Origin of the sequence: Pseudoalteromonas sp. BSi20652 (genome assembly GCF_000239855.1) — a bacterium.
Classification (GTDB): domain Bacteria; phylum Pseudomonadota; class Gammaproteobacteria; order Enterobacterales; family Alteromonadaceae; genus Pseudoalteromonas.
The window spans coordinates 24056-32544 of sequence record NZ_BADT01000209.1 but is presented as its reverse complement, the minus strand read 5'-3'; the positions used below and the strand labels follow the sequence as shown (position 1 = coordinate 32544).

Genomic DNA, 8489 nt, shown 5'->3' with positions numbered 1-8489 from the left:
TTTTTATAGTAATCGGCTATTTTTTTAAACTCTTTAGTTAAAGTAGTCGCATTAATTAATGGCACACTACCTTGTTTAAATTCTGGTTTAAAAATAGCCCTTACGGCACCATTTTGATCAACCATAGCTACTGAGGCACTATGATCAACCGTATACTCAGATTCGTTGCTATCGCTAATGGCGTAAATTAAACCAAGCTCTCGAACAACAGGAAAAAGGTGTTTATGTTCCCCTGATACAGCTAAAAAGTCAGAGTTAAAGTAATCTATATATTGCTTTCGTTTAGCTGGTGTATCTCGATTCGGGTCTACCGATAAAAACCAAATTTGTAGTGGATAGTCCGCCTGTAAGTTTTTATAAACAGCATTTAACTTAGCAAGCGTTAGTGGGCAAATGTCTGGGCAACTTGTATAACCCAAAAAAACTAAATTCCACTGTCCTATAAATTGTTTCTTAGTCACTAATTCACCGCGCTGATCGTTTAACGTAAAATCAGACAGTGGTTTTGCATTTTCGTAAACCAATGCATCTACATCTGTTGGGCTATTTTCATTTGAACATGCTGATAAAAACAAAACTAAAATAACAATTAACCCAAGCCATAACTGCTTCATAAAGGGAGCCATTTATCTATAAATAAGATTACAAAGAGTACCATTAAATGAATAATCGAAAAACGAAATAAGTCCATTGCAGTCTCATCATTTACAGCAATTTTTAATTTGACCGCCTTATATATAAACACTGCATTTAATACACATGCACCTATTAAATAGATTAATCCAGACATGCCGATTAAATAAGGCAATACGCAAACAACAGCGAGTAAAACAGAATAAGCAACAACGCAGGTTTTACAAAAATCGATACCATGGGTTACCGGTAACATAGGGATTTTAGCACGTTCATAATCACTCTTTCGCGCTATAGCGAGTGCCCAAAAGTGTGGTGGAGTCCAGGTAAATATTATCATTACGAGTAACCAAGGGGCTGCTGCCATTTGGTTTGTTTCTGACACCCAACCTAATAATGGAGGCATTGCGCCAGCCAACCCACCTATAACAATATTTTGCGGCGTTGCACGCTTTAAAAATGATGTATAAACAAATGCATAACCTACCAATGCAAATAACGTTAATATAGCGGTTAAGGTATTAGCCCACACCATCAGCATAATAAAACCAGCAACCCCCATAACAGCTGCAAAACTAAGCGCATGTGTTTTACTTAAACGCCCCTTAGCAACAGGACGATGACGAGTCCGTGCCATTTTTGAGTCTATCTCGCTATCAACCACATGATTAATAACCGCTGCAGCAGCAGAAAGTAGCCCTATACCTAACAAGCTAATAAACTGTATGACCATACCCCGCCCGACATCGGGAGCCAGTGCTAAACCAACCCAAGCTGTTAGCACCAGCATGGCTACCACTTTAAATTTACTAATTGCTAAGTAGTCTTGCAGCAAACTATGAGTACGCGAAATTAGCGATTGAGTATTAACGGGTAGCAGTGTTTTTTCATTAATTATAAGTGCCATCATATTTCCCCTTTATGTGCGTGATTTTAGGTAATAACACAACCTAACCATGCTTAATAACAGTATGGCAGCCATCAAGTTATGCGCCAGTGCAACTCCCAGCGGAATATGCCAATGTACTAAAATAAGCCCTAAGCTAATTTGGCAAAGCAGAACAAGCAATACGATCACAACGCAATTTTTAATTTTTTTAGAGTTCGCTTGGCTGTATATTTTCCACATAATTAACGCCAGAACGATGCAAGTAACGAGTGCCCAAATGCGGTGTAATAAATGAATAGACATACGCGCTTGCTGCGATAACACACCAAACTCATAATTACTGTGCTCAAGTGGTAATTGAAATACGCTACTCAATGAAAACGGTTGTGCGAAGTTACACAATGGCAAACCACTACAATGAGGAGCGGCGTAATTTGCAGCCAGCCAACCACCAAGTGCAATTTGGATAATCAATACACTGAGCGCAACTAAACTTAAACCAAAATAGCGTTTTGCACCGCTATCACCTCCCATAATGGGTTTTGCGGTTAGCCGTAAATACAATAGCGTTATAAATGACAAAATACTAAAGCCACCTAATAAGTGACCCATTACAATAAGCGGCTGAAGGTTCATGGTTACTGTCCACATACCAAGGGCAGCCTGAAAAACCACTAGTAGAAGCAAAGCCAAAGGCAACTTAACTGGCGTAGTTGGGTATTGGCGTTTTAAAAAAGCCAACACAAATAAACCTAAAATAAGTAAGCCTAAAGCACCTGCAAAGTAGCGATGAATCATTTCTTTCCACGCTTTTGCGGTTTCGAACATCATGTCTGGATAACTTTGAGTTGCTAAGGCTATGTCGGCCTCATGCTTAGGTACTGTTAAAAAGCCATAACAACCAGGCCAATCGGGGCACCCTAACCCCGCATCGCTCAAACGAGTGTAAGCACCTAACGCCACAACAATTAAAGCAAGTAATCCAGTAAGTAGTACTAAGTTTTTATAATTTTTATACATCATTTACCTCACTCTAAACGAGTTAGCTTGAACGAGAATAATTAAGTAGTTTTTTAAGATCTTTTAGTAAACCCTTTTGAACTAAGCGGTTTTCTTGTGGCTCGGCTTTAAAGGGATATTCAAGTACTACTAACCCCATATGATCAATTAAATATAAACTGGCTGGTTTTAAAGTGGGTTGCTCAGTAATCATTTTCCATGGTAGATTTTTATTGTCGGGGCTTCCCATTACAGCCATATCAACCTTGCCTTGGTTTTTACCAAGTGCCACATATAAGTTATTAAGTGCATTAAGTTGTTCGCTGCATGAGGTGTTACATTCGTTTGAATAATTAAGTGCGATAGTCCATTGTTTGGGATTATTTTGCGGCCAATTTTTAAGTTTTATTTCTTGGCTTAAAAACTCGCCATTATTAGTAATTGCAGTAGGCAACCAATCAAACTTTAATGCGCCATATGCCAAAACTAAAGGGATAGCGCAGCAACCCACAAACAACAAAAGGGGATTATTTTTCATTATGTGTCCTTTTTTTACTCGCAAAAATAGCCACAACAGCACATGCAACAGCAATCAAAAACCATTGCACAGCGTAGGCATTATGTTTTTGAGGGCTCATAACAACGGCCTCATAATGAGGTGTAGCAATCTCATCACCAGTACCTTGTCTGTAAGCCATAAAATTAATTAATGATTGCTGGCTTTGAGTGCTCAGCATATTCAAGTCGATAGATTGGATTCTTGTAGGTAAGTCGTTATTTGTAGTTTTATCTTCAAGCGTAAAGCTACTTAAGTTATTTTCTTTTATTTGCGCTTTAAGAATAAAAACACCTGTAGGCAGAGTAACCTTTGGCAATGTATCTCTAGATATAGGCGCTTTTACCCATCCTAAATTAACTAAAATCACTTTTTCTTCGCTGTCAGGCTTTAGTAAAGCAAGTAGGTCGTACCCTACTTGTCCGTTATAAACTTGATTATCTAAAAGCCAATATTGGTTTTGTACAAACCGCCCTTTTAACTCAACCAATACACCTGTTCTGTTCCAGCTATCAGGCAGGTTAAGTAATTGAGACCAGCTCATCACACCTCGAGTCTGTTGCTTAGCAATAGCGGTTAGTTGCTGCTGTTTTTGCTCACCCCGCTCCAGCTGCCAAAACCCTAATCGCACACACACAAGTACAACAACCACAACCATACAAAGTGTGATTAGTGAGCTAAGCTTTTGTTTGTGCCATAAAACTAATTGCATAAAGGGTCAACTCAGTGATTATTAAAATTATTATCGTACTGTTGTTAATATTTATACTTTTTAACTTATTTAGAGCATTGTTTATTATGGTGTCAGGGAAAACTGGGGGACGACCTATGTCTCACTTTTTAGGTCGTCGCGTATTGTTTTCGGTCGTTGTTTTAGTTGTTGTTATTGCAGCGCTTAAACTTGGTTTTATTAAAGCAAATAATTCACCAATAAACGCTACAGCACATATACAAATACAAACAAACACAGCCACACCACATCAACAAAGTGCCAATACCAAGCAGCTGCCTGAAAAGCAAAATGCTTATCTTTAGTAAAGTGCCCTTTTAATATCCGTAAAAATATTACAAATAAAAGTACGGTTCCTAGCGTTACATGCATGCCATGAAAACCAGTCAATAAAAAAAACGTATTACCGTAAATACCCGCATCTAGCGTTAGATTAAGGTCATTATATGCATGCATGTACTCCTCAACTTGCAGCCCTAAAAAGCAAACACCCAATAAAATAGTAGCGCCTAAAAAAACCTTAAGTGGAGTGCGTTTATTGTTTTCCATCGCTACGTGGGCAAAATGTAAAGTAACTGAGGAGGTAAGCAGTATTAAGGTATTTATAAGTGGTAAGCCTTGCCAGCCCATAGCTTGAGTAGTTTCGCCAGCAGGTGTTGAAACTAGTGGCCAAACGGCTTCAAAAGTTGGCCATAATACCTCGTTAGTCATTGCATTATTACCTGCGCCTCCAAGCCAAGGTACCGATAATACGCGTGCATAAAAAAGCGCACCAAAAAAGGCCATAAAAAACATAACTTCAGAAAAAATAAACCAGCTCATGCCTTGTCTAAAAGAGCGATCCATTTGTGCTGAGTACAAACCTTGGTCCGATTCACTAATTACATTTTTAAACCAGCTAAACAACATATACACAAGTACAGCAATACCGGCATAAAGCAGATAAACCCCGCTACCCCCTTCTTTACCTACACTCATAACAGTCAAGCCCGCCCCTACTGCAATAAAAAACAATGCAACAGCACCTACAATAGGCCACGGGCTTTGCTCAGGTACGTAATAATGCTCATATTCTTGATTCATTTTATTTACTCCTAGTTTCACACTAGTTTAAAAAGCTAGTTATTACTTGCCACCAGCTGTTCACTAATATCAAATACGGTATAAGATAAAGTTAATTCTTCAATGTCGCTTGGCAGTGCGGTATCAACATAAAAAAGTAATTTAAATTCAAGTTCTTCCCCTGCTTTTAGAGGTTGCTGATCAAAGCAAAAACAAGCTATTTTATGTAAATACTTTGCCGCTTTACCTGGCGAGACTGATGGTACAGCCTGCATTACTTTATCTAGATTGCTATTATTTTTAGCACTAAACATTACTTCACGCATTGCACCGGGTTTTACCACTACACTGTATTCTTTTGATTTAACTTCAAACGGTGCACCACTTTGTGCGTGAGTAGTAAAGCTAACGCCAACTTCTCGGTTTTGTACTATTTGTGTACTTTGCTCTGCTTGCTCAAGCGAAGGCTTCCCATTAAGCCCTGTTACATCACAAAACACGTCATACAAAGGTACTAAAGCAAAGGCAAAGGCAAACATACCTATGCAAATAAGTACCAAACATTTGAGTAGCGGTGCGTGTGTCATTACTTAATTACCGGCGGCGTAGAAAAAGTATGGTATGGCGCTGGAGAGTCAACTTCCCACTCAAGCCCTTCTGCCCCTTCCCATACTTTTGCAGGCACTTTATCACCGCCACGCGCGCATTTAATTACCACAGCTACAAACAACAATTGCGATAAACCAAAGGCAAATCCACCAATACTTATGATTGCGTTAAAGTCGGCAAATTGAAGTGCGTAATCGGGAATTCGACGCGGCATACCGGCAAGCCCTACAAAATGCATAGGAAAAAAAAGTACGTTCACGCTCACCAGCGATAGCCAAAAATGCCATTTAGCTAGCGTGATATTAAACATATTGCCCGTCCACTTGGGCAGCCAGTAATAGGCCCCCGCCATTATCGAAAATACAGCCCCTGTTACTAATACATAATGAAAATGCGCCACCACAAAATAAGTATCGTGGTACTGAAAATCAGCAGGTGTAATTGCCAGCATCAATCCCGAAAAGCCACCTAAGGTAAACAGCACAATAAACGCAATACTAAAAAGCATTGGCACTTCAAAAGTTATTGAGCCTTTCCACATTGTGGCAACCCAATTAAATACTTTTACTCCTGTAGGTACCGATATAAGCATGGTCGCGTACATAAAAAACAACTCGCCAGCGACCGGCATTCCAGTGGTAAACATATGATGAGCCCATACAATAAAGCTCAATAGTGCTATGGAGGATGTGGCGTATACCATTGAGGCATAGCCAAAAAGTTTTTTACGAGAAAAGGTAGGGACTATTGTAGATATAATGCCAAAGGCAGGAAGAATCATTATGTATACTTCGGGATGACCAAAAAACCAAAAAATGTGCTGAAACATCACCGGATCGCCACCGCCTGCGGCATCAAAAAAGCTGGTCGCAAAGTACTTATCGGTAAGTACCATAGTGACAGCCCCTGCAAGCACTGGCATTACCGCTATTAATAAAAAGGCAGTAATTAACCACGTCCATACAAATAAGGGCAACTTCATCCATGTCATGCCGGGGGCACGTAAGTTCACTATGGTTACAATCACATTGATTGCACCCATTATTGAGCTAATCCCCATAATATGTACGGCAAATACAAACAATGCAGTATTATCATTACTGTATGTTGTGGACAGTGGTGCATAAAAAGTCCAACCAAATGCAGGACCCCCACCAGGCATAAATAACGATGCCAATAGGATTAAAAATGCAAACGGTAAAATCCAAAAGCTCCAGTTATTCATTCTTGGCAATGCCATATCTGGCGCACCAATCATGAGTGGTATCATCCAGTTAGCAAGGCCTGTAAAGGCCGGCATAACCGCACCAAACACCATAATTAAACCATGCACTGTGGTCATTTGATTAAAAAAGTGAGGATCGACCAACTGTAAACCTGGTTGAAATAATTCAGCCCTGATCACCATAGCCATTGCGCCACCAATTAAGAACATAGTGAGCGAAAAAATTAAATATAAACTACCTATATCTTTATGGTTAGTAGTGTAAAGCCAGCGTTTAAAACCTTTAGCTGGGTGATGAGCATGATGAGCTTCATTGCCGTTAGGTTGTTCTACTATGCTATTCATTAGTTCGCCTCCACTTTGGCATCAAGTGCTGCCTGTATTTCACTCGGCTGAATAACATCACCCGTATCATTACCCCACGCATTACGTTTATAAGTAATAACCGCAGCTAATTGCTTTATAGATAACTGCTTGGCAAAAGCTTGCATTGCCGTACCTGGACGCCCATGAATAACTATATCAATATGATCTTTTATATCACCAAGCACTACCGGGCTGCCTTTAAGTGCAGGAAATACACCCGGTAAACCCATGCCAGTAGGCTGATGACATGCAGCGCAATTGGCCATATATACTTGTTCACCTAAAGTCATTAATTCTTCTTTTGGGAGGGTTTTATCAAGTAATGCGGCATCTGCTAATGCTGCTTTTTGTTTAGCCTGCTTTGCATCTGCAAGCCATGTTTTAAAATCAGCTTCAGATTTAGCGACCACCACAACGGGCATAAAGCCATGATCTTTACCACACAACTCAGCACATTGGCCTCGGTAAGTACCTTCTTCGTTTATATTCGTCCATGTTTCGTTTATAAAACCGGGATTCGCATCTTTTTTAACTGCAAAATCAGGTACCCACCAAGAGTGAATAACATCGTCAGAAGTCATTAAAAATCGTACTTTTTGATTTATTGGCAGTACAAGAGGCTTATCAACCTCAAGTAAGTAGTTAGGATTTTTATCTGCAAGGTTCGCGATTTCATCTTGCGGGGTAGATAAAATAGAGTAGAACTCTACATCTTCCCCCATATATTCATAATGCCATTTCCATTGCGAACCTGTAATTTTAATAGTCAGATCAGCTTTGCTGGCATCCTCCATTGCAATTAGGGTTTTAGTGGCTGGTACTGCCATAGCAATTAAAATAACAAACGGAATTGCAGTCCAAAGTATTTCTACTTTAGTGCTTTCGTGAAATTGGGCAGGTATAGCCCCTTTAGATTTACGGTGATGAATAAGTGCCCAAAACATAATTGCGAACACTATCACCCCAATCACACAACATATTATAAATATGGTCATGTGCAGCTGATATACATTATTGCTTATATCGGTCACGCCTTTGCGCATATTGTATTGGCTGTTAGCCAAAACTGGGTGCGAAAAAACACATAATATAAGCCACAAGGTAGAGGTCAGTTTACCCATGTGGTGGCTCCTTTGGTGCTATTGCGAATGCAAAGCGAAGAGGCATACGGCTTAAACGCCAATTCGTTATTTTTATTTTTTTAGCCAATCTTATTTTAATAGTGATTGGTTTTGCTGCGCCAACAACGAGTTTGTGTATATTGTGTGTTCTCAAAACTAAAAAGCTGTGAGTCATTATTAGCTCAGCACATTAACAACTAGCTAAAAAATGAACAACAATCAAGTTTTAGTATGAAAAACAAACAAGTGATATTGATAAATTAATAGTAAATCAGCTAGGAACTAAATAATTAAAGGTG

At 39.4% G+C, this 8489-nt stretch carries 10 protein-coding genes; 1 reads left to right on the top strand and 9 read right to left on the bottom strand.

Annotation, left to right across the window (positions count from 1 at the left end):
- The 5 genes from P20652_RS19085 to P20652_RS02385 all read right to left on the bottom strand — a co-directional run.
- Nucleotides 1–614 (bottom strand): SCO family protein (locus P20652_RS19085; protein ID WP_033018019.1); only part of this gene is annotated, 614 nt, incomplete at its 3' end.
- Nucleotides 611–1540 carry a heme o synthase gene (cyoE, locus tag P20652_RS02370; protein WP_008171968.1) on the bottom strand — a complete coding sequence of 310 codons (930 nt, stop codon included), beginning with the start codon at nucleotides 1538–1540 and terminating at the stop codon, nucleotides 611–613. The genes P20652_RS19085 and cyoE, both read right to left, overlap by 4 nt.
- Before the next feature lie 12 nt (nucleotides 1541–1552).
- Nucleotides 1553–2542: a heme A synthase gene (locus tag P20652_RS02375; RefSeq protein ID WP_008171959.1), complete on the bottom strand. Its 990-nt coding sequence runs from the start codon at nucleotides 2540–2542 to the stop codon at nucleotides 1553–1555.
- Nucleotides 2543–2564: 22 nt separating this feature from the next.
- Entirely contained in the window at nucleotides 2565–3059 is a 495-nt protein-coding gene (locus P20652_RS02380; protein WP_008171957.1) for a hypothetical protein, read from the bottom strand.
- Nucleotides 3049–3789, bottom strand: a complete 741-nt coding sequence (locus P20652_RS02385; RefSeq protein ID WP_008171955.1) for an SURF1 family protein — start codon at nucleotides 3787–3789, stop codon at nucleotides 3049–3051. The genes P20652_RS02380 and P20652_RS02385 overlap by 11 nt, the downstream gene beginning before the upstream one ends.
- A gap of 14 nt (nucleotides 3790–3803) precedes the next feature.
- Between P20652_RS02385 and P20652_RS21535 the strand changes: the two genes are divergently transcribed.
- A complete protein-coding gene (locus P20652_RS21535) occupies nucleotides 3804–4112 on the top strand; it encodes a DUF2909 family protein (protein WP_083832874.1) in 309 nt (102 codons plus the stop codon).
- Here P20652_RS21535 and P20652_RS02390 read toward each other — a convergent pair.
- Genes P20652_RS02390 through coxB form a run of 4 tightly spaced genes read right to left on the bottom strand, consistent with a single transcriptional unit; the run spans nucleotide 4015 to nucleotide 8190 of the window.
- The gene (locus tag P20652_RS02390; protein ID WP_002959610.1) at nucleotides 4015–4890 is read right to left on the bottom strand and encodes a cytochrome c oxidase subunit 3; all 876 of its coding nucleotides are present in this window, start codon (nucleotides 4888–4890) and stop codon (nucleotides 4015–4017) included. The genes P20652_RS21535 and P20652_RS02390 overlap by 98 nt on opposite strands.
- A gap of 35 nt (nucleotides 4891–4925) precedes the next feature.
- On the bottom strand, nucleotides 4926–5456 hold the full coding sequence (locus P20652_RS02395; RefSeq protein ID WP_008171953.1) for a cytochrome c oxidase assembly protein: 531 nt from the start codon (nucleotides 5454–5456) through the stop codon (nucleotides 4926–4928).
- A complete protein-coding gene (ctaD, locus tag P20652_RS02400) occupies nucleotides 5456–7048 on the bottom strand; it encodes a cytochrome c oxidase subunit I (protein ID WP_008171951.1) in 1593 nt (530 codons plus the stop codon). The genes P20652_RS02395 and ctaD overlap by 1 nt, the downstream gene beginning before the upstream one ends.
- Complete coding sequence (coxB, locus tag P20652_RS02405; RefSeq protein ID WP_008171949.1) at nucleotides 7048–8190, bottom strand: cytochrome c oxidase subunit II; 1143 nt, start codon at nucleotides 8188–8190, stop codon at nucleotides 7048–7050. The genes ctaD and coxB overlap by 1 nt, the downstream gene beginning before the upstream one ends.
- Between the last annotated feature and the right edge of the window lie 299 nt (nucleotides 8191–8489).

Bases quoted from the DNA above. Each gene is read 5' to 3' on its own strand.
- cyoE (WP_008171968.1), bottom strand. From the start codon at position 1,540: ATGGCACTTATAATTAATGAAAAAACACTGCTACCCGTTAATACTCAA.
- P20652_RS02375 (WP_008171959.1), bottom strand. From the start codon at position 2,542: ATGTATAAAAATTATAAAAACTTAGTACTACTTACTGGATTACTTGCT.
- P20652_RS02380 (WP_008171957.1), bottom strand. From the start codon at position 3,059: ATGAAAAATAATCCCCTTTTGTTGTTTGTGGGTTGCTGCGCTATCCCT.
- P20652_RS02385 (WP_008171955.1), bottom strand. From the start codon at position 3,789: ATGCAATTAGTTTTATGGCACAAACAAAAGCTTAGCTCACTAATCACA.
- P20652_RS02390 (WP_002959610.1), bottom strand. From the start codon at position 4,890: ATGAATCAAGAATATGAGCATTATTACGTACCTGAGCAAAGCCCGTGG.
- P20652_RS02395 (WP_008171953.1), bottom strand. From the start codon at position 5,456: ATGACACACGCACCGCTACTCAAATGTTTGGTACTTATTTGCATAGGT.
- ctaD (WP_008171951.1), bottom strand. From the start codon at position 7,048: ATGAATAGCATAGTAGAACAACCTAACGGCAATGAAGCTCATCATGCT.
- coxB (WP_008171949.1), bottom strand. From the start codon at position 8,190: ATGGGTAAACTGACCTCTACCTTGTGGCTTATATTATGTGTTTTTTCG.